Here is a 20,296-nt window from a genome sequence, read left to right on the forward strand (position 1 = left end):
CCTCGACCAGCCAAGGCGTGCCGCGCTCCGTTCGATGCGCGATGGGTTTATTGCTACGTTGGAGAAGCATGGAAGGGAAGCATGGCATCGCTAGAGGATTGGTATGAGGAAGGTTCTCACCCATCACGTTCGAGCGCCGCGCAATGCAGTGAGCAAGCTCTCGTTCCTGATGGTCGTGGCCGGCCTGTTGGCCAGCATGCCGAGCGCCGTACTGGCGCAATCCGGTCAGGTCGGACTCCCCCGATTCCCTTCGATCAGCCCTGATGGTTCGGAGCTCATCTTCAGCTGGCGCGGCGATCTCTGGCGCGCCCCGACGACAGGCGGTCAGGCCGTACGCCTGACGCGCCACGACCTGGACGATCTGCATTCCAGTTGGAGTCCCGATGGCGAGTGGATCGTATTCGCCTCGATGCGCGACGGCCATCTCAACCTCTGGCGCATGCGTCGCGATGGCAGCGAGCTCACCCAGCTCACCCACAGCGACCAGCATTTGCGCAACCCGGCTTATGGCCTCGATGAACGGGGCGAGCCGGTGATTACCTTCTCCGGCATGCTCGTGGCCGATGTTTACCGCGATCAGCGCCCCTACCGACTCTCACCCGAAGGCGGCGAATATCGTCGACTGCACGGTGCCTTCGGCTCCGAGCCCCAGCTCTCACCCAACGGCCGGTACGTCGTGTTCACGCGGGGCGGGGCCTATCACGACTGGAACCGTCGCCACTATCGCGGACCGGATGCAATGAACGTGTGGCTCTACGATCGCAAGAGCGAGACCTTCGAGCCGCTCACCGAGCGCGACGGCGACGACGGCAAGGCACGCTGGGTCGACGACGACACCCTGCTGTTCATGTCCGACCGCGAGGATCGCACCGTCAACCTCTACCGCATGGAGCTCGCCGACGAGCGCCGCATCGAGCGACTCACCGATTTCGACGAGCGCGACCTGCAGCACTTCGATGTTGCCCGCGACGGCAGCCTCGCCGTGTTGCAGATATGGGACAGCCTGATGACCCTGGACCTGCAGGCCCCCGATGCCGAGCCCGAAGCCATCGCGCTGCGTGCCCCCGACGATGGACGCGACACACATGCCCTGCGGCGCATCGATCGCGACGTCAGCGAGGCCGCTCTGAGCCCCGACGGAAAGACCATGGCGTATATTGCCTATGGACGCGTCTACGTGCGCCATGTCGACGAGCAGAGCCCAACGCTGGCGGTAACGCCCGGCAGCCACGCCCGTCACGAAGACCTCGCCTGGTCGCCCGATGGTCTGCGACTCTATTTCGTCAACGATGCCGACGGCACCGAATCGATCTACGAAGCACGCGTCGCCCTGACCCGCGACGAGGTACGCCGCACCCACGAGCGTCAGCGCAGGCGCGGGCGAGCCACGTCACGGCGCTGGGACGGCGATGCTACCGTCTCGCTCACCGCGATCGATCCCATCGTCGAATCCACCCTCGACGAGGAGGAGAAACCCGAGGCGGAGCGGAATCCTGACATCCAGGTACGGGGTGAGGAGCCCGAGGATCCCTTCGCCCCCCAGGACCCCGGGCTGATGCTGGATCCCAGCCTGTTGCCGCTGCCGACCGAACCGACCGAAATACCCGAGCCCACCCCGCCACCCCAGCTCGAGGCCGACAGCATCCCCGAGGAGGAGCTGGAAGAGGAGCCGCCCGATGACGTCCCGGCGGAGCGCGACCCGACCCGCTGGCACGATGCGATTCAGTTCGTGGTCCGCCCGGTGGTGGCCAGCGAACACAACGACCGCGACGTCTCGCCGTCACCGGATGGCCGCTCGCTCGCCTTCCGCCGCGGGCGTGGCGACCTGGTGATCCACGATCTTCACAGCAAGGAGTCGCGTACGCTGGTCGAGGGTTGGGACAGCTTTATGCACTGGCGTTGGTCGCCCGATGGCCGCTATATCGCCTATACGCAGAACGATCTCGATTTCAGCGCCAATATCTTCGTGGTCCCGGCGGACGGCTCGTCGGAGCCGGTCAACATCACGCGCCATCCGCGCAATGATCTCAACCCGCGCTGGTCGGCCGACGGACGCAAGCTCAGTTTCATCTCCAATCGCTCGGGCGAGAATTACGACCTCTACCGTGTCTACCTGGATCGAGAGCTCGAGACGCTCACGCCACGCGGGCTCTCCACCTACTATCGCGACGCTCGCGAGGCGGCACGCGATACGGCACCGCTGCCGGTGGAAGGAAACGACGACACCCGGACGATGGAGGAGGCTCCGGAGCTGGAGCTGGAGGACGCCTGGCGCCGCATCGAACCGATCACCGCCTCGCCGACCCACCATACCGGCAATGAGATGACCCCCGGCGGCGCTCGCTACGTCTTCAACGCCGGGAACGAAGGGCTCGTGGCGATGAACTGGGACGGCAGCCAGCGTACCCGCATCGCCCCGAGCGCCAACGTCCAGCAGCTCAACCTTACCGGTGAGCAGGTCGTTTTCATCCGGAGTGGCCGCGTCGGGGTGGCGAATCTCTCCGGCAACGGCTCGACGCGCTACCTGGACATCAGCGATCGCATCCGTATCGACCGCCGCCAGCAGGCATGGCAGAAATTCCACGAGGCGGCACGCGTGATCGGTGAGAACTTCTACCGTCAGGACATGAAGGGGCTCGACTGGCCGAAGGTAGTCGCGGAGTACGCCTCCCTGATTCGCCGCACCCGAACGCCCAGCGAGTTCAGCGATATCGCCAACCGCCTGATGGGTGAGCTGGCAGCGTCGCACATGGGCGTCTCCAACCCTGGTCCAGTCTCGTCCCTGCGCGAGCCCTCGGGGCGGCTCGGCATCGAGTATCGACGTATCGTCTCGCGCAACGAGGAGCGAATCGGCTATCGCGTCACCGGCATATTGCCGGAGGGACCGGCCACCCTCGGCCCCATGCCCCTGGAACCCGGCGACATCATCACCGAGATCGGCCTGCAGCCCTTCGAGGAGGACGAAACGCTGCGGCAGCGTCTACGCGGCCAGGTGGACCAAGAGGTGGTGGTCACTTTCGACCGTCCCGGCCGCGACGGTTATACCGAGTACCGCACCATTCTCACCACGGTGAGCCTGACCGGGTATGCGCGTTTGAAGTACGACGCCTTCCGCGAGAAGAGCCGACACCGCGTCGAAGAGCTCTCGGACGGGCGGCTCGGCTACCTGCATATCCAGGCGATGAACCAGACCTCGTTGGAAGGCTTTCAGGGCGACCTCTATGCCGCCGCCGAAGGCAAGGAGGGGTTGATCATCGACGTACGCAACAACGGCGGCGGCAACACCACGGACCGCATCCTGACCTCGATCATGGCGGGTGAACACGCCTATACCGTCCCCGCCGGGGTCGATCCCGCCAATACCGGCCATTACCCGCAGGATCGCCTCGACGCGCCGCGCTACACGTTACCGGTCAATATGCTGGCCAACGAGAAGAGCTATTCCAATGCCGAAATCCTGGCCCACGCCTTCCGCACCTTGGGCCGTGGCCATCTTGTCGGCGAACAGACCTATGGCGGAGTGATCTCCACCAATAGCCATACGTTGATCGACGGCGCCACCGTGCGGCGCCCCTTCCGCGGCTGGTACCTGCCCGACGGCACCGACATGGAGCACAACGGAGCCATGCCCCACCTGCGGGTGGAGCAGAGGCCGGAAGACGAGGTGGCCGATCGCGACCGGCAGCTCGAACGTGCGGTTGCCGACCTGCTCGAGAGAATCGAAACCGAGGAGGACGAAGGCTAGGGACTCGGCGGCCCGGCATTGCATGCCAGGCTGCCGGCCTAGAGGCCGTAGTCGCGCTCGACCCTGGCAATGCGCACCTTGTAGGCGGTGTACCAGTCGCTGCGGCCGAGCCGCTGGGCTTCGCGATGTTCGACGTTCGCCTTCCAGCGCTTGATCGCCTCCAGGCTCTCCCAATAGGAGACGGTCACGCCGATCCCGTCGCGCACCGATTCCAGCCCGAGAAAGCCCGGCTGTTGTGAAGCGAGTTCGACCATACGCTCCGCCATCACGCCGTAGCCGGTGTCACCGTCGGTGCGGATCGAGGTGAAGATGACGGCATAGTAGGGCGGTTCGGGAGTGTTTGCGATGTGGGTCATGCATCCTCCGGAGCAATGAGCGGGCGACCGGCGTCAAGCGCCGCGTCGGTGGATCCGAGTCTACGCCCATGGCCCGGCGGACGCCGCCACGGACAAACGCTCAATGGCGCTTCACCCGCCAGATGCGCCAGGCCAGCAGGCCGATGATTGCGACGCCCAACGGCACGAGGATGGCCGCCGTCGTACGGGGCTCGATCTCGATGCCGAGCGCCGAGAGGCCTTCCAAGGCCAGTTTGAACAAGCCGAAGATGTAGTAGCTGATCACGATGATCGACAGCCCCTCCACCGCCTTCTGGATCTTGAGCTGGATGCTGGCCCGCTCGTCGAGGCTGTTCAGGATGCTCGAATTCTGCTCTTCGATCTCCACCTGGGCGCGAGTGCGCAACAGGTCATTGAGCCTGGCAGCGCTCTCGGCCAGACTCTCCTGTCGGCGATGAATAGCGGCGCAATAATGCACCGTGGGCCGGAAGCGGCGCAGGATGAAAGTACCGAGACGTGGACATTCGCCGACTCGCGCCTCGCGCAGTTCCTCGATGCGGGCAAAGACGAGCCGGGCATACGCCTCGGTGGCGCTGAAGCGTTGACGCGAGCGGGAACCGCTGCGCTCGAGCCGCGCCGACAGCCGCGAGAGCGCCGTCAACAGCGGCCTGGCACTGGCGTTCTCTTGCTCGGCGTTACGATCGGAGAGCTCGCCCAGCTCGGTCTCGTAGCCCTGCAATTCGACCGCCAGCTCCTTGGCCAACGGCAGCGACAGCGATGCCATCATGCGGTAGGTCTCGATCTCGAGCAGGCGACGCACCATGCGACCGAGGCGAAAGGCATTGAGCCCATGGTTGACCAGCAACAAGCGATTGACGCCCTCGCCGGTGAGACGGAAATCGCTCCACACCGTGGCGTCACCGCCCCCCACCCGGGAACCGGCAGGATCGCTGAAGCCGAAAGCCTCGACGCTACCTCCCCAGCACTCTTCCGCCTCGACCCGCACCAGGCTGGCATTGATCAAGCTGTCGCGATGCGCTTCGACGATCTCGGACAGCGAACGGGGCGGCGCGGGCCAGGGATCGGTCCGCGGCGTCAGGGGCACCATCAGGGTCAGGGTGGAGAATTCGGTATGCCGCTCCCACTTCAGCACGCCGCCATCGTCGAGGGCGAGAATCTGTTGGGCCGCCTCGGTGTCGATGCCAACTCGCGTGACCGTACCCAGCCGCGCCAGCAAGTCGTCGTGCTCGCCGGCATCGGCGAGGAAGGCGTAATGGTGAACGTGGGCCGGCTCCGAGAAGTAGATCGAGGGGCGTGCGTGCAGTTCGTTGTGCAGTTGCTGTCGTTGTGGGTGCATGTCGGGGGCCTGAAGGGTGTTGTGCACTGAGCCTAATGAGTCTCATGGCACCATGACAACCCGCGGCTCGCTCCGCCAGACACATCAGATCCGATTCGACGGTCCATCGGCAGGGGGCCAGGTGTGTGGCTGGGCGCAGCACTTCTGGACATCCCCGGAATGTCACTCCTGCACGGCGGCATCTTCCGCCAATACCTCCAATGGCACGGGCTGCTGCACGAACCGGGAAATCCAGGCCAGAGCGTTAGGCAGGCTGGCCCGCCAGACGCGCCAGGTATGGCCGCCGTCGAACTCTTCCAACGGCACCAGTTCGGGCTGGTAGGGCCGCAACGCCTGGCGTACCAGCCGGGCATGGTGCACGGCATGGTAGGTGTCGCGCCGACCGGCGCTAAGGTAGAGCGGCACCACCTGCTCGGACGCCAGGTAGCCGTCGAGATGGGCCGTGTAGTTGCGTTGCTGCCACAGCTCGACGTCGAAGACGCCCTGGGCATCCAGAAAGGCCGGGTGCCGCCATGCCGATGAGTTCTTGGGCGGCAAGGGGTGATAGCTTGCCGGACTCAGGGCCGCGGCGGCGGCGAACAGGTCCGGCCGCTCGAGAATAAAGTTGAGGGTACCGAACCCGCCGGCGGAGAGCCCTGCGATGGCGCGCCACTCACGCTGCGGCACGACCTGCCAGGTGGCCTCCACATGGGGCATCAGCTCTTCGAGAAAAGCCGTGCGTGCCGGCTCGTTGTGCCCATCGATCCACCAACTCTCGCTGCCGGGCATGACGATCACCATCGGCGGAAGAGCGCCCTCGCGGATCAGCCGGTCGGCCGTTTGACGAAGGTTGCCCCGCTCGACCCAGTCGCGCTCGCTGCCGAACGAGCCATGCAACAGGTACAGTACCGGGTAGGCCAGGTTGGATTCCCGGTAGCCTTCGGGCAGGTAGAGCGTGTAGGGATATTCCCGCCCCAGCACCTCGGAAGGAAAGCGATGGTAGGTGACTTCACCGGCCCGGGCCGCCAGCCCCGACAGCAGGCTGACACCCAGCAGCACGGCGAAGACGCGCTTGATCGTCATGCAGTTGGCTCCCTATGCCGGAAAAGACTCTGTCGCCAAACGGAATTTCTTCGCTTCGTCATGGTCCGACATGACGTTGATGCCTAATGTTCCGATTCCAGGGAAGGCCGGGAAGCCATGAAGCGAATCGAAGAAATCTACTGGCTACGCTTCTACGGCTGCCTCGCCGTGTTCGGTTATCATTTTCTCGACCGGCTGAATCAACATGTGGATAACGTCTACGTCGACCTGGCGCGCATCCCCACCGTGCTCGGCACGCCGACATTCATTTGTATCTCGATTTTCCTGTTCTCGGTACGCTACGGCAACGAACCGCCGCGCGGATTCCTGCTCAAGCGCTTGCAATACGTGATGGTGCCGTACGTGGTCTACGGACTGATTTACTCGATCACCCATTACATGAGCCAGCGCCGACAAGGCGAACAGATCGATTTCATCCCCAATCTGGTGGAGTACCTGATCTATGCCGGCTGGCATGGCTACTTCCTGATCATCGCCATGCAGTTCTATGCCTTCTACTGGCTCTATGCACGCTTCGACCTGGAGCGTTGGCTCCATCCCGGCCCATGGCTTGTGATCGGCACTCTGACCAGCGTCGCCTACTGGGGCCTGACCCGCCACTTCGATATCGAGCCGCCCGGCTATCTCCTGTGGATCGCTCCGCTGGGCTGGATCTACCTGTTCTTCCTCGCCATGCTGCTGGTGCGTCACTATCCGCAACTGACGCCGGAACGGCTGCGGGAAGTGCCGTGGATCGCCCGACTGGCGCGGCCGTCGTTTCTGGCCACCTATGTGGCGGGCATCGTGATCTTCACCCTCTACGACCAGTTGGAATATTCGTCCAAGGAAACCTGGGTGGTGCCCCTGTTCATCCTGTTCACGCTATTCGCCATGACCCGGCTGCGCCATGTGCCGGCCACGCCGCTGGTCAAGGTCGTCAATCAGTACTCCTTCGGCATCTATCTGGCGCATCCGATGTTCTTCGCCATGGTGGATGCCGTTCAGGAGAACCTGCGATTCTCCCTGCCGCTTTATGCGCTGCTGCTGATCGTACTCGGCATGGCCGGCTCCATCGGCCTGAACCGGATCGCCAACCGCGTGCCCGGCGGCGGCATGCTGTTCGGCAAGACGCTTTACGTCCCCGGCCTTCGCCAGACGGCTTCCGGCTCAGTGCGCTAGGCTAACGAGACAGGCTCCCGCCGCCGGCGCGACGGGCAAACCGGTACGGACAGGTTCCAGGACGTTCCCCCATGACAACCGCAACACTCCCGACCCTATTGGTCGCGCCAGTGAACGATTCACCCGCGGCACGGGCCGGCGCACGCCATGCGGCGCTACTGGCCCAGTTGCTTCGGGTCCCCCTGCAATTGGTTCACGTGTTACCCCTTCGCCCGGCCGAACTCAGCGACGTGCCGGCCAATCGTACCTTGGAAGAGGACCGCGACCGCTCGCTGCGACGCACGGCGGCACGAGACGCCTTCGTCAGCGCCCGACAGGTCATCGCACCGACGCTTGCGCCACCCCCCGAAGAGATCATCCTGGAGGATGCCGGTTTCGTGCGGCACCCGGCGCGCGCCATCATCGACCATGCCCACCGCCAACCCGGCTGCCTGCTGGTGATCGGCGCCCGCCACCTCAGCGACGTGGGCAAGTTCATGGCGGGCAGCGTCAGCGATGCGGTAATTCACGAGGCGCGCTGTCCCGTGACCGTGGTGCATCCCGAAGTGGATCACGAGGCGGTCCAACGCATCGGTCGAGTGCTGCTGCCGGTCGATGGCTCCCGCCATGGGGAGCGAGCCGCACGTCTCGCCGGTGAGCTGGCACGGTGCGCAGGAGCACCGGTCGAGATGTTGTTCTGCCGCCCCGGGGAAGAGCCGCTGAACGCACCGAGCGAGGACGAGAGTACAGCGATCTTCGGCCAGGCGCACCGGCAACTGGGCGACATCCCGGCAGGAATCGCAGAGCGAACGCTCCGCGGTGACCCGTATTATGGCAGGGCAATCGCCGATTACGCGGGTCGCCAGCGCGACAATCCGGTCATCGTGATGGGGCGCCGAGGACAGGGCGCTTGGCGGGAGAAGCTATTGGGCAGCGTCAGCCATCGGGTCATCGACCTGGCACGTTGCCCGGTCACCGTCACGGTGTGAGGGGCGCTGGGAGCCGAAATCCGGCCCGCGGATTAGCCCGTGACCTCGTAGGCCGACCTCAGCCGGTAGAATTCGTTGACGATCTCCTCCATGGCCGCAGCGTCGTAAGCGCAGAGCCCGCTTACGACAAGCTTCTTCGAGCCGCTTCCCACCGCCTTGCCGCCGTCCTTGATACGGAATTCAAGGCGCACGTCACCGCGCTTGCCGATTACGTCCAGGCGCGATTCGACCAATTCCAGCGAGGGTTCGGTCAGATCGAGCCGATCGAGCGAAAAGCCCATGCTGTCGTAGATCACCAAGGGCCGGCGCGGGTTGAACATGACGCCCTGCGCCTCGAACAGCGGCTTGAGCACGTGAGGAAAATTCTTGCCGGAGAAGGCCACGTAGCAACGGGTGAAGGCCTCGATGGCGAACGTATTCCGGTTCGTCTCTCCCTCCCGGCGAACGTCCAGGTACTGCTTGCCTTCGTCATCGCAGACCCGCAGCTGTCCCGCTTCGGGCTCCTCCTCCAGGCACAGCGAGGTACCATCGCCGACCATGTTGCGAAAGCGAAACTCCATATGGCGGGAAAGCCCGAAGCGACTCAGTACCAAGGCGAAGAGCAGATCCCCTGGTACACAAAAACGCCGGGCTCCTTCATCATGGATGGGATTGAAGTCACCGGCGACACGCTTGGCGAAGTCGCTGGCCTGCTGCGCGGAGATACGCACACGGCTGCTCGTGCGTGTGTGATAGGGATCGAGAAACATGCGTGCTCTGGCCTGTCCTTGGTATGTCTCGGAGGTAAGATGATGCCATCTTTCCTGTCGCCGAAGCCACTGCGGCCCGTCATAGCCGACGACGTTGACGGTTCGGTTCCTATAAGCTCTTGAAACTATGCTAGTGTGGCAAGCGAAGCGAATAAATCTATAGCGCTGTGGTCGCCGATCCGGCCTCGTCATTGCATCGAAATGACGTATATTAGTCAGAAGGGTTGCCGGCCCAAGCAAAACCATAAGAACCAGGAGCATGACTTGCCGAGAATCGATGCACCGACTCGGCATAGGGGATCGGGGGAATTCATTATCGAAACGCTCATGACTTCCCGGCCGTGCTCGTACGGAGGCCAGCCGGGAACGGGGACCGCCGCTTTGTGCGCAGGGGCTAGCGAAACGGTGGGACTCACCCGCTCGCGTTGCACGTCCGTTCTCGGCCAGTCCGACCGGGAAGGTGGCGCGTGGCGAGGCTGATACGACTGCTGTGGCTGATATCGCTGGCGACCATGGTATCCGTACCCATTGGCGCCAATGAGTCGTCGATCCTGTTGATCGCCCATCCCGATGTCGATACCCATCGTCTGACACGCGATACCACACGAGCCGTCTTTGCCATGCGTCAGCGCACCTGGCCGAACGGTCAGGCGGTGCGCGTCTACGTCCTGCCCAACGATCACCCCGTTCATGCCCGCTTCGCCAAGGAGCGACTCAGCGTGTATCCCCATCAGCTTCAACTGGCATGGGATCGCATGGTCTTCTCAGGCACCGGACAGGCACCCAACCGGGTCGGCAGTCAGTCCGAAATGCTGGAACGTATCGCCACCACACCCGGCGCCCTTGGCTATCTGGAAAGGGAGTATCTGGATGATCGAGTCCAAGTCATTGCGATGGAGTAGCCCGCTACTGCTGGCCCTGGTCTTGGCGGCATCGCCGGCCGCGGGGCAGGAGGGGCCGTTGGATACGCTACAGCTCCATGGCTTCCTCAGCCAGGCCTTGGTCGTGACCGACCACAACGATTTCTTCGGCCCCAGCAGCAGCGGGGCGGGTAGCTTGAAGTACACTGAAATCGGGGCCAACGCCTCGCTCCGCCCCCATCAAGACCTTCTGATCGCTGCCCAGGTGCTGAGTCGCCGTGCCGGGGGCGAAGGCAGCGACGCCCGTCCGGTGCTCGATTACGGGGTCATCGACTACCAGCCGCTTTCCGACCAGCAGCGCACTTTGGGCGTTCAGGTGGGGCGCTTCAAGAATCCCTTCGGTTTTTACAACCAGACGCGGGACGTGGCCTTTACCCGCCCCAGCATTCTATTGCCGCAATCCATCTATTTCGACCGAACGCGCTCGCTCGGGCTCGCGGCCGATGGGATTACCGCTTACTACGAGGAGCGGGTGCCCACCGGCACGCTTCGCATCCAAGTGGGGATGGGCGACACTCAGGCCGGCGACGACCTGCGTCGTACCATGCGACTGGAAGGCACTCCTGGTTCCCTTGAGCCTCGGCGCTCGGCCATTGGCCAGGTGCGCTACGAGTATGACGGTGGGCGAATGGTCGCCGCCCTCAGTACCGCCAGCGCACGGGCGCGCTTCGAGTCCGACATGCCCGGCATGAGTGACGGTGACTTCCACTTCCGCCCCTGGATATTGTCGCTACAGTACAACGCCGAACTCTGGAGCCTCACCGGGGAGTATGCGCTGCGCACTTCCACGCTACAGGGCTTCGCCAATCCTTTCCTCAATTTCGACATCACAGGCGAAAGCTGGTACGTGCAGTACACGCGTCGCTTCAATGACGATTGGCAGTGGCTAGTGCGCTACGACAGCCTGGTGAACAATCGCGACGATCGATCGGGTAGCGACTTCGAGGCCATGGGCGGTGGCCCCGCGCATACCCAATATGCCAAGGACTTGGCCCTGGGACTGCAGTGGAACGTGACGCCTCGCGTATTGCTGGCAGCGGAGTACCACCACATTGATGGCACCGGTTGGTTACCGCTGCAGGATGAACCTGATCCCGCCGAAACCAAACGCTACTGGAACATGCTTCTGTTCCAGGCCTCGTTCCGCTTTTGACCGTCCACTTTGCGCGACCCGGCCTGGAGCCGATTGCATGAACGCCTCGAGACCTCCTGACAATCGCCAACGTCTCAGCCTTACCTGGCGAGTCCTTGCGCTGAGCAGCCTGCTGTTGTTGGCTCTGGTGGTGCTTTTTACCTGGCTCGGCCACGCCAACCTGAGCCGCCAGTTCGAGGAGAGCCGCCGCGAGCATCACGAGCGCGAGACGCGTGAACTACGCCTCGCCCTGCAGCGCTCCGAGGCCAGCCTGCAGCAGATAGCGGCGCTGACCGCGGCATCGCCGGACCTGGGGCCGGCGCTGGCGACGGGCGACGGCGCGGAGCTGATGGAGTCGCTATCGTCTCAATGGCCCACGCTGCAGCTCGAGGCAGGCGTGGATGAGATCCTCGTCTTCGATGCCGAGGGGCGGCAGCTCGCCGAATGGGGCGCGCCGCAGGCCGACAGGGAACGTCCCCTGCAGGTTTGGGTGCGGCAGGTGATGGAAACCGAGTTCCCGCTGTCCGCGCTGCGTTGCGCCGACGACTGCCGACAGTACGCTGCCGTCCCCATCCTTGTCGCGGGCGAAAGCGTCGGCATGGTGATTTTATCGCGCTCGCTGGCCGACGTGACTCGCCAGGCCCACCAGGTTTCGGGCAGCGACGTGGCCTTGCTGATCACCGGCCCCAACGGCGTGGAAACCACGCCCGATCGGTATCTGGCGAACTGGCACGGCCATCTGATCGCGATGACGCGCCAGGATGCCTATCTTTCGCTGCTGCAGGAGGCGGCGCGGACCACCTCGCTCGCGGAGCTGCTGGATTCGCCGCTGCAACTGCGCCACGACAATCGTGACTATGAACTTAGCGCGGTACGCATGGAAACCGATCAGGACCGTCGCCGCACCGGCTACTTCCTGATGGCTGCCGATCTCACCGCCCAGATCCGTGCCATCCAGCAAGATACGCGCACGCTGATGCTGGTGGGGATCGGTGGCTGGCTGGCCGCCGAGCTGCTGCTACTGGTCATTCTGCTGCGCCCGATGGCACGGCTACGTCGACTCGCCGAGGTCCTGCCGGCTCTGGCCCGTGGTGGCTTCGCCGAAACTCGCCGCGCCATTTCCGTCCCGCAGCGCCGCCTGCTCGACGAGATCGACGTATTGGAAGACACCACCCTGGCGCTGTCCGACCAATTGGAGACACTGGGGCGGGAGGTCAGCGCCCGTGGCGCGCAGCTCGCCGAGCGCGTGGACGAACTGGCGCATGAACGCGACTTCGTCGGTAGCCTGCTCGATACCGCGCGGGTCTTCATCGTGACTCAGGACACGCAGGGGCGTATCACACTGGTCAACGCCTATGCCTTGGCGGTAATGGCCTCTCCGGAGGAGCGCCTCTTGGGGCGAATGTTCGATGATGTGTTCGCCTCGCGTTCAGGTAGCGCCCCGAACGACGACACTGCCCAGGAAGAGCGCAGCCTGATTACCGCCGACGGCCGCCAGCACACCATCGCCTGGTTCCATGCCCCCTTGCCCTCACGCGGCGACGAACGGGCGGCGCGCATCTCGGTCGGCCTCGACATCACCGAGCGCAAACTGGCCGAAGCGCGGCTGACCTGGCTGGCCGAACGCGACCCGCTCACCGAACTCTACAACAGGCGTTATTTTCAGGAAGCCTTGGGCCGCGTCATGCAGCGTGGCCGCAGCGGTGCCGTGCTGCTGCTGGATCTCGACCGGTTCAAGGACGTCAACGAACTCAGCGGCCATCATACCGGCGACCGCCTGCTGCGTATGGTAGGCGATACGCTGTTCCAGGAGTTCGGTCACCGTGGCGTCACCGCGCGGCTAGGCGGGGACGAGTTCGCCCTGCTGCTGGAGGGGGCCGATGCCCGCCAGGCCATTTGTATCGCCAAGCAAATCACACCGCTGCTCGACAGCACCGGCCTGGACGCGGGGGGGCAGCGCCATCGGGCCACCGCCAGCCTCGGTATTGCATTGTTCCCGGTGCATGGCGATAACCCCGCCGACCTGATGGCCAGCGCCGATCTGGCCATGTACAAGGCCAAGGAGAGCAGTTCACAGCGTTGGCATCTGCTGTCGACGCTGGAACGCGCCAAGGACGAGCTACAGGAGCGGGTTTACTGGGTGGAGCGCATTCGTCAAGCTATCGAAGAAGATGGCTTCGAGTTGTTGGCGCAGCCGATCGTGCGTCTGAGCGACGGCGACATTCGCCATTACGAGGTACTGCTGCGCATGCGCGGCCCCAAGGGGGACATGATCTCCCCGGTGCATTTCATCCCGGTGGCGGAACGCAGCGGACAGATCGTTCAGCTCGATCGCTGGGTGTTGCGTCATAGCCTGAAGGTCCTGAGCCAGGTGCAGGAGCAGGGCGTCAGCCTATCGGTCAACCTCTCAGGCCAGTCCCTCCACGATGCAGGGCTCAAGCAGTTCCTGATGGAGGAACTCGCCGTGTCCGGCGCCGACCCCAACCACTTGATTCTCGAGATCACCGAAACGGCCGCCGTGACCGACTTCTCCAGCGCCCGCGGTGTACTCCAGGCACTGCGCGAACTGGGCTGTCGCACCGCGCTGGACGATTTCGGCGTCGGCTTCAGCAGCTTCCATTATCTCGGCGAATTGCCGGTGGATTTCATCAAGATCGACGGGGCTTTCATCCGTACACTAGTCACCAATCCGGAAAGCCAGGTCATCGTCAAAGCAATCACTGATATCGCTAGCGGTTTCGGCAAGCAGACGATTGCCGAGTTCGTCGATCAGCAGGCGCTGGTACCGATACTGCAGTCCTATGGCATTGCTTACGGCCAGGGCTATCACCTCGGAAAACCGGCACCACTGCGAGATACCTTATAAGTGGCGTTCGATTCGCATCGCCTACTTGGGGCAGTTAAAGAGGTTGTGTTCAACGATGTTATCTCTACCGCGTCTAGCGCAAGGAGTGCACCGATGGGAAACCGCAGGACACCTGCGCCGGAAACGGCCAGCCGCAATGAACAGTTCGAACAGCTGCTCGATGAGTTCTCCCTCAAGTTGGCCGGCAACGACGACGACAGGCAGCGTGCCTATCGTCTGAGGCATGAGGTATATTGCCAGGAGATCGGCTATCAACCGCCCGCTGGCAGTAGCTCCGATATGGAGCTCGATCCTTACGATGACAGCGCCTTGCATTGCCTGATGGTGCATCGCCGCTCGGGCATCGATGCGGGATGCTTCCGTCTTGTCCTGCCCGACCCCGATCCCGAACACCCCGACTTGCGACTCCCACTGCAGGAGTACGGCGGTACGAGCCTGACCCACGCCACCCTTCACCCCTGTCGCCTCCCTCTCGACGAAATCTGCGAAATCTCACGCTTCGCCACCGCCCGAGCTTTCCGCAACCGTCCCATCTGTCACGAAACGCTGGACGATACCCGACTTGCCTACGCCTTTTCCGATGAAGAGAGACGGGTCTTCCCGCTGATTACCATCTCACTCTTCCTGGCCACCCACGCTTTAGTCGAGCTGGTCGGGCGCCGCCATATTTTCGCCATGATGGCGTCCCGTCTGCCCCGCCTGCTGGCAATGTCGGGTTTCCGCTTTACGCGTATCGGCGATGCCATCGAGCTGCATGGCAAGCGCAACGCCTTCTATATCGACAACGAAGTGGCCAAGTGCGAGATGAACCCTGCGCTGACCTTTCCTTACGCGTCGATCCGTTCGCAACTTGCCTCACAACTGCCACTCGCCGTTGTCGACCGGGAGCAGCTCGGGCTCTGGTAGCTGTCGTGACAGGTCGGGCCCGGGATGGAGCTGCCCCGGCCAGGTGAGCACCATGATCGCCAGCACGTTGCGGTGCTCACCGTGAATCAGGTCGGCATTACCCGAAGGGGAAGGAATGATGCCCAGAGACGGGTCGATGGCTGCGACCAGCGCCTGACGGATACGCGCCACGGCGGGATGATGCGGTTGGCCGGCCAGCAGGAACGATAGTGCCACTTCGGCCTGGATGTCTGCCGTTGCGTCGGTCACGATGCGATCGATCTCCCTGGCGAAGGCATCCAGCACCCAGGCGTGGCGTTCGGGGTCGGCCCAGCGCTGATAATAGCGACTGTCGGCAATAATCATGTGGGTCATGCCATAGAGCCGGTTGTGATAGCTCGCCTCGTCCAGCGTCGCCGTCGCGTCGGGAGGGTAGACCTCGAGAAAAGCGCGGCGCGTTTCGTGGCGCAGGTCGACAACACCGAGCTGGTGCAGGAATTCGGCCTGATTCGCGACCTGTGCCGCGTAGATGCGGATGACCTCGGGGTCGGTGAGGAAGGATTGCCACTCCAGGCCCGCCAGATAATCAAGCGCCCGCTCATGCCCGGGCACCTCTGCCAGCAGACCGTAGTAGTCGGACTGGACCAAGCGAAAGAGCAACTTCCGGCCGAAGGCGATCTCTCCCCACTCGGCCAGCATTGCCCTGCGCGCACGCTGCTTGGCGGTACGCTGTGCGTGTTCGGCCACGAGCTCCCGACTGCGGGCCGCCGCGTAGCCGGGCTTCGCCAACCCGGCAATGGCGTCCTGAAGCTGGCGCAGCAGCCGCTGAGCGTGGGCCTCCAGCGGGGAGAGATACGCAGGATCTCCACTGATGCGATAGAGCCGCTGAGCATAGTGGCGCTGCTTGTCGTGGGATAGTTCGGGCAGGGCGGCATCGTAGATGGCCTGAATGGTACGGCCGGCTTCCCCGGGCGTCGGCGTCGGCGCCAGAGCGACGCAACCGGCCAACAACCACAGCATGGCATAGACGCGAATCGCAGGGCGGCATTGCATCCACCTAGGCATCGTCCGCCCCTCGCTTCTTCCGGGCCCGCTTGGGTGTGATCATGCGTACCCGCGCCTTGGTTCGAGGCGTGGCCCGTTCTTTGCGCTCGCTCGCGTTGTTCGCTACCGGCTCGGTCGTGTCCAGGGGAGGCGCCAGCGGATGTATCACGACCCAGGCGAACACCGGCAGCGACAGGCCCCAGTAGATGGCCGCCAGGCGCAACCCCAACGTCGTCGCCAGAGCCAGGCCGATAGCGATACCTGGCGGAACGTCCAGCGTCCCCAGCCCGACGTAGGCGATGCCCCCTACAATGGAAGCCGTGGCATAGACTTCTTGGCGCAACACCATGGGTACGCGACGCGCCAGCACATCGCGCACCATTCCCCCCGCCACGCCTGTCAACAGACCCATCAGCACCGCCACCACCCCCGGCGCCTCCAGTTGCAACGCCTTGTGTGCGCCGATCACGGTGAACAGCGCCAAACCGAAGGCGTCGGCGACCGGCAGAAACACGCGAGAAAGACGGTGAATGTAATGAAAACCGACGATCGACAGGCCCACGGTCGCCAAGATCACCCAGAGATAGGTGGGATCGGCAACCCAGAATACCGGTCGTACACCTAATACCAGATCGCGCAGGGTTCCGCCGCCAATGCCGGTAACAGCGGCCAGTACCAGCATGCCGAACGGATCCATACGCGAGCGGCAGGCGAGTATCACCCCCGACAGCGCGAAGACGATCACGCCCGCCATGTCCAACCAATAGACCAGGCTTGCCACAGCGCCTCCTCGTATCGCTCGTGAATGTGTGACGAACCGACCTATTGATAGGTCACCACGAGGAAAGCAATCAGCTCCTCGTCGCCGCGATTCAAGATGGTGTGCTCGAGGTCGGCATGGTAGTGGGCCGAATCGCCGGCGCTCAATTCGCAACGGTTGTCGCCTGCCGCCACGGCGGCATGACCTTGCGTAACGGTGAGCAGCTCGCGGGTGCCCTCGAAGTGCGGTGCGCTATGCAACCGCGCGCCGGGAGCGAGGCGTATCTCGTAGAATTCGACGTTCTTCTCCATGTGCAGCGGTGAAAGCGTGCGGATGCGACACTCACGGTCGTCACGGAACAACTGGCGGGTGTCGTCGCTACGCACCACTTCGATACGCGATGCCGTCCATGGCTGGTCCACCAAATCGCCGATGTTCATGCCGAAGGCCTGGGCGATGCGTAGCGTCACTGCCAGGGTGGGATTGGCCTTGCCCCGCTCGATCTGGCTGAGCATCGAGCGACTGACGCCGGAAGCCGCCGCCAGTTGCTCCAGGGTGAGTCCACGCTTTTTGCGCAGTTCAATCACCCGGCTGGAGAGGGCCTGATTGCCGGTCTCGCCGGGAGATTCCGTCGCCGCCGCTCTATCTTCCATCGCTCTATCTTCCACCATGACTCCTCTCTACCGCATGCAGGGTATCGGGACGAAATTGTGCCGCTCAATCCAGCATAAGAGAACTTAATCTTGTATAACAGATTTTTTCTGCAATACTGGAATATACTCTTTTATCCTAAACATCTCGATGCGGTTTGCCAGTTCCGTTCGTCGTCCACTCACCCGACCGGTCGACATTCGGCCATGGTCCTCAGCGCCCTTAACCCTGTCTCAACTCCGCCCCCCTGTTCTGAACCCGATGACAAGCGAGAAGGTAGCGACATGAAAGCACTGATCAAGAAGGAGGCCGCCCCCGGCCTTTGGCTGGACGAGGTGCCGGATCCCGCGGTCGGCATCAACGACGTGCTGATCAAGGTGAAGCGTACCGCCATCTGCGGCACTGACGTGCACATCCACAAGTGGGACAGCTGGGCACAGAAGACCATCCCCGTGCCCATGGTGGTGGGCCATGAATTCGTCGGCGAAATCGTCGAGGTCGGCTCCAACGTCAACGACTTCCATCCGGGGCAGGTCGTCTCCGGCGAGGGCCACGTGGTGTGCGGCCGCTGTCGCAACTGTCTGGCCGGGCGTCGCCACTTGTGCGCCCACACCAGCGGCGTGGGCGTCAACCGCCCCGGAGCCTTCGCCGAGTACGTGGCCCTGCCCATGTCCAACGTATGGGAGCACACGCCCGGCATCGACCTCGACGTGGCTGCACTGTTCGACCCGCTGGGCAACGCCGTGCACACGGCGCTGCAGTACGACCTGCTCGGCGAGGACGTGCTGATCACCGGTGCCGGCCCGATCGGCGCCATGGCCGCCGCGGTTTGCCGCCACGCCGGTGCGCGCCACGTGGTGGTCACCGATCTCAACCCGGGCCGCCTCGAACTGGCCAGGCAGTTGGGCGCCACTCGCACCGTGGACGTACGCCACGAGACGCTTGCCGACGTACAACGCGAGCTCGGCCTTAGCGAAGGCTTCGACGTGGGCCTGGAGATGTCGGGCAGCCCCGCCGCCTTCCGCGATATGCTGGCCAACATGTGCCACGGCGGCAAGATCGCCATGCTCGGCATTCCCACCGAGGATATCGCCATCGACTGGAACACAGTGATCTTCAACATGCTGACGTTGAAGGGCATCTACGGCCGTGAAATGTACGAGACCTGGTACAAGATGTCGGTGATGGTGGACTCCGGCCTCGATATCTCGCCGGTGATCACCCATCGTTTGCCGTATACCGAGTTTCAGCACGGCTTCGATGCCATGCTGAGCGGAGAAGCGAGCAAGGTCGTCCTCAACTGGGAGTCATGACATGTACGGAGCCTTTCGGCAGCACCTCCAGGGCGAGCTCAACGCCATACGCCAGGCGGGGTTGTTCAAGCACGAGCGCCAGCTGACCACCGCCCAGGGCGCTCACGTCGGCATCAACGCCGGGCAGGAGGTACTCAACTTATGTGCCAACAACTACCTTGGCCTGGCCCAGCACCCCGAGGTCAACGCCGCGGCCAGAACCGGGCTCGAGGCGTGGGGCTACGGCCTGGCCTCGGTGCGCTTTATCTGCGGCACCCAGCGCCTGCATAAGCAGCTCGAGCAGCGTCTCACCGACTTCCTCGGCACCGAGGACACCATCCTCTACCCCTCCTGCTTCGACGCCAATGGCGGCCTGTTCGAGACCCTGCTCGGCGCCGAGGATGCGGTGATCTCCGATGAACTCAACCACGCCAGCATCATCGACGGGGTGCGCCTTTCCAAGGCCCGCCGCTACCGATACCGTAACAACGACATGGCCGACCTGGAGCAGCAACTCAAGGCCGCCGAGCGTGACGGTGCGCGCTTCAAGCTGATCACCACCGACGGCGTGTTCTCCATGGACGGCTACATCGCCCGGCTCGACGAGATCTGCGACCTGGCCGAGCGCTTTGATGCCCTAGTGCACTTCGACGACTGCCACGCCACCGGCTTTCTCGGCGAGGGCGGCCGCGGCACCCATGAATACCGCGGCTGCATGGACCGCATCGACATCACCACCGGCACCCTGGGCAAGGCATTGGGCGGCGCCAGCGGGGGCTATACCAGCGGCAAGCGCGAGGTGATCGAGCTGCTACGGCAGCGCTCACGGCCCTATCTCTTCTCCAATACCGTAGCCCCGCCGGTGGTGGCCGGGGCACTGAAGGCGATCGAGCTGGCCGCGGAATCACACGAACTGCGCGAGCGACTCCGTGAAAACACCGCCTTCTTCCGCAATGGGCTCGAGCGGCTGGGCTTCGAGCTGCTGCCGGGCGAGCATCCCATCGTGCCGGTGATGCTGCACGATGCCGGTCTCGCCGGTCGCTTCGCCGAGGAGATGCTCAAGGAGGGCGTCTATGTGATCGCCTTCTCCTATCCGGTAGTCCCCCAGGGCAAGGCACGCATCCGCACCCAGATGTCCGCCGCGCTGACCCGTGATGATCTGGAAACAGCGCTCGCCGCCTTCGGCCGGGTGAAGAAGCGTCTGGCGTTGTAGTCGACATCACCGTCCGTACCGGAACGCAACGTTTCGGCGACGGCATCCTGATCGGCGGTCACCTGAGGATGGCTGAAACGGGCAAGACATGGCCCACTGGGCAACTTCTTACCCGTTTCAGGCAATACGTTGAAGTGT

Annotated in this window: 16 protein-coding genes; 9 read left to right on the forward strand and 7 right to left on the reverse strand. The window is 63.7% G+C overall.

The window, feature by feature from the left end; all coding sequences use genetic code 11:
• The first annotated feature begins 103 nt into the window (after positions 1 to 103).
• Positions 104 to 3,745, forward strand: a complete 3,642-nt coding sequence (locus F0A17_RS09025) for a S41 family peptidase (RefSeq protein ID WP_149327994.1) — start codon at positions 104 to 106, stop codon at positions 3,743 to 3,745.
• A 38-nt stretch (positions 3,746 to 3,783) separates the two neighbouring features.
• Here F0A17_RS09025 and F0A17_RS09030 read toward each other — a convergent pair whose 3' ends face one another.
• The 3 genes from F0A17_RS09030 to F0A17_RS09040 form a co-directional block, all read right to left on the reverse strand.
• Positions 3,784 to 4,101, reverse strand: coding sequence for an antibiotic biosynthesis monooxygenase family protein (locus F0A17_RS09030; protein WP_149327995.1), 318 nt, complete (start codon positions 4,099 to 4,101; stop codon positions 3,784 to 3,786).
• Positions 4,102 to 4,201: 100 nt separating this feature from the next.
• Positions 4,202 to 5,437, reverse strand: coding sequence for a DUF3422 domain-containing protein (locus F0A17_RS09035; RefSeq protein WP_149327996.1), 1,236 nt, complete (start codon positions 5,435 to 5,437; stop codon positions 4,202 to 4,204).
• 162 nt (positions 5,438 to 5,599) lie between these two features.
• On the reverse strand, positions 5,600 to 6,499 hold the full coding sequence (locus F0A17_RS09040) for an alpha/beta hydrolase (protein WP_149327997.1): 900 nt from the start codon (positions 6,497 to 6,499) through the stop codon (positions 5,600 to 5,602).
• Between the two features lie 117 nt (positions 6,500 to 6,616).
• Between F0A17_RS09040 and F0A17_RS09045 the strand changes: the two genes are divergently transcribed.
• Complete coding sequence (locus F0A17_RS09045; RefSeq protein ID WP_149327998.1) at positions 6,617 to 7,678, forward strand: acyltransferase family protein; 1,062 nt, start codon at positions 6,617 to 6,619, stop codon at positions 7,676 to 7,678.
• 71 nt (positions 7,679 to 7,749) lie between these two features.
• A complete protein-coding gene (locus tag F0A17_RS09050; RefSeq protein ID WP_149327999.1) occupies positions 7,750 to 8,646 on the forward strand; it encodes a universal stress protein in 897 nt (298 codons plus the stop codon).
• Between the two features lie 32 nt (positions 8,647 to 8,678).
• Here the strand turns inward: F0A17_RS09050 and F0A17_RS09055 are convergent, their stop codons facing one another.
• Positions 8,679 to 9,395 carry a DUF3581 domain-containing protein gene (locus F0A17_RS09055; RefSeq protein WP_149328000.1) on the reverse strand — a complete coding sequence of 239 codons (717 nt, stop codon included), beginning with the start codon at positions 9,393 to 9,395 and terminating at the stop codon, positions 8,679 to 8,681.
• A gap of 467 nt (positions 9,396 to 9,862) precedes the next feature.
• Here F0A17_RS09055 and F0A17_RS09060 point away from each other — a divergent pair, with 467 nt between their 5' ends.
• From F0A17_RS09060 to F0A17_RS09075, 4 genes are all read left to right on the forward strand, one after another.
• Entirely contained in the window at positions 9,863 to 10,297 is a 435-nt protein-coding gene (locus tag F0A17_RS09060) for a hypothetical protein (protein ID WP_223111521.1), read from the forward strand.
• Positions 10,266 to 11,468 carry a hypothetical protein gene (locus F0A17_RS09065; protein ID WP_223111522.1) on the forward strand — a complete coding sequence of 401 codons (1,203 nt, stop codon included), beginning with the start codon at positions 10,266 to 10,268 and terminating at the stop codon, positions 11,466 to 11,468. The genes F0A17_RS09060 and F0A17_RS09065 overlap by 32 nt, the downstream gene beginning before the upstream one ends.
• A 37-nt stretch (positions 11,469 to 11,505) precedes the next feature.
• Complete coding sequence (locus F0A17_RS09070) at positions 11,506 to 14,313, forward strand: bifunctional diguanylate cyclase/phosphodiesterase (protein ID WP_149328001.1); 2,808 nt, start codon at positions 11,506 to 11,508, stop codon at positions 14,311 to 14,313.
• Positions 14,314 to 14,406: 93 nt separating this feature from the next.
• Positions 14,407 to 15,219: a PEP-CTERM/exosortase system-associated acyltransferase gene (locus tag F0A17_RS09075; RefSeq protein ID WP_149328002.1), complete on the forward strand. Its 813-nt coding sequence runs from the start codon at positions 14,407 to 14,409 to the stop codon at positions 15,217 to 15,219.
• Here the strand turns inward: F0A17_RS09075 and F0A17_RS09080 are convergent.
• The 3 genes from F0A17_RS09080 to F0A17_RS09090 are packed head-to-tail and all read right to left on the reverse strand — an operon-like array spanning position 15,169 to position 17,673.
• Positions 15,169 to 16,251 carry a DUF3541 domain-containing protein gene (locus tag F0A17_RS09080; protein WP_149328003.1) on the reverse strand — a complete coding sequence of 361 codons (1,083 nt, stop codon included), beginning with the start codon at positions 16,249 to 16,251 and terminating at the stop codon, positions 15,169 to 15,171. The two genes, F0A17_RS09075 and F0A17_RS09080, sit on opposite strands and share 51 nt — an antisense overlap.
• A 4-nt stretch (positions 16,252 to 16,255) precedes the next feature.
• Entirely contained in the window at positions 16,256 to 17,023 is a 768-nt protein-coding gene (locus F0A17_RS09085) for a trimeric intracellular cation channel family protein (RefSeq protein ID WP_149328004.1), read from the reverse strand.
• Between the two features lie 41 nt (positions 17,024 to 17,064).
• Positions 17,065 to 17,673 carry a helix-turn-helix domain-containing protein gene (locus F0A17_RS09090; protein WP_228716859.1) on the reverse strand — a complete coding sequence of 203 codons (609 nt, stop codon included), beginning with the start codon at positions 17,671 to 17,673 and terminating at the stop codon, positions 17,065 to 17,067.
• A 264-nt stretch (positions 17,674 to 17,937) separates the two neighbouring features.
• Between F0A17_RS09090 and tdh the strand changes: the two genes are divergently transcribed.
• The gene (tdh, locus tag F0A17_RS09095) at positions 17,938 to 18,966 is read left to right on the forward strand and encodes an L-threonine 3-dehydrogenase (protein ID WP_149328005.1); all 1,029 of its coding nucleotides are present in this window, start codon (positions 17,938 to 17,940) and stop codon (positions 18,964 to 18,966) included.
• A 1-nt stretch (position 18,967) separates the two neighbouring features.
• The gene (locus tag F0A17_RS09100) at positions 18,968 to 20,158 is read left to right on the forward strand and encodes a glycine C-acetyltransferase (RefSeq protein ID WP_149328006.1); all 1,191 of its coding nucleotides are present in this window, start codon (positions 18,968 to 18,970) and stop codon (positions 20,156 to 20,158) included.
• Positions 20,159 to 20,296 lie beyond the last annotated feature (138 nt).

The organism is Billgrantia pellis (genome assembly GCF_008297955.1).
In the GTDB taxonomy this organism is placed as follows: domain Bacteria; phylum Pseudomonadota; class Gammaproteobacteria; order Pseudomonadales; family Halomonadaceae; genus Halomonas; species Halomonas pellis.

Bases quoted from the DNA above. Each gene is read 5' to 3' on its own strand.
- F0A17_RS09075 (WP_149328002.1), top strand. From the start codon at position 14,407: ATGGGAAACCGCAGGACACCTGCGCCGGAAACGGCCAGCCGCAATGAA.
- F0A17_RS09035 (WP_149327996.1), bottom strand. From the start codon at position 5,437: ATGCACCCACAACGACAGCAACTGCACAACGAACTGCACGCACGCCCC.
- F0A17_RS09030 (WP_149327995.1), bottom strand. From the start codon at position 4,101: ATGACCCACATCGCAAACACTCCCGAACCGCCCTACTATGCCGTCATC.
- F0A17_RS09090 (WP_228716859.1), bottom strand. From the start codon at position 17,673: ATGGTGGAAGATAGAGCGATGGAAGATAGAGCGGCGGCGACGGAATCT.
- F0A17_RS09080 (WP_149328003.1), bottom strand. From the start codon at position 16,251: ATGCAATGCCGCCCTGCGATTCGCGTCTATGCCATGCTGTGGTTGTTG.
- F0A17_RS09050 (WP_149327999.1), top strand. From the start codon at position 7,750: ATGACAACCGCAACACTCCCGACCCTATTGGTCGCGCCAGTGAACGAT.
- tdh (WP_149328005.1), top strand. From the start codon at position 17,938: ATGAAAGCACTGATCAAGAAGGAGGCCGCCCCCGGCCTTTGGCTGGAC.
- F0A17_RS09100 (WP_149328006.1), top strand. From the start codon at position 18,968: ATGTACGGAGCCTTTCGGCAGCACCTCCAGGGCGAGCTCAACGCCATA.
- F0A17_RS09070 (WP_149328001.1), top strand. From the start codon at position 11,506: ATGAACGCCTCGAGACCTCCTGACAATCGCCAACGTCTCAGCCTTACC.
- F0A17_RS09040 (WP_149327997.1), bottom strand. From the start codon at position 6,499: ATGACGATCAAGCGCGTCTTCGCCGTGCTGCTGGGTGTCAGCCTGCTG.
- F0A17_RS09055 (WP_149328000.1), bottom strand. From the start codon at position 9,395: ATGTTTCTCGATCCCTATCACACACGCACGAGCAGCCGTGTGCGTATC.
- F0A17_RS09065 (WP_223111522.1), top strand. From the start codon at position 10,266: ATGATCGAGTCCAAGTCATTGCGATGGAGTAGCCCGCTACTGCTGGCC.
- F0A17_RS09025 (WP_149327994.1), top strand. From the start codon at position 104: ATGAGGAAGGTTCTCACCCATCACGTTCGAGCGCCGCGCAATGCAGTG.
- F0A17_RS09045 (WP_149327998.1), top strand. From the start codon at position 6,617: ATGAAGCGAATCGAAGAAATCTACTGGCTACGCTTCTACGGCTGCCTC.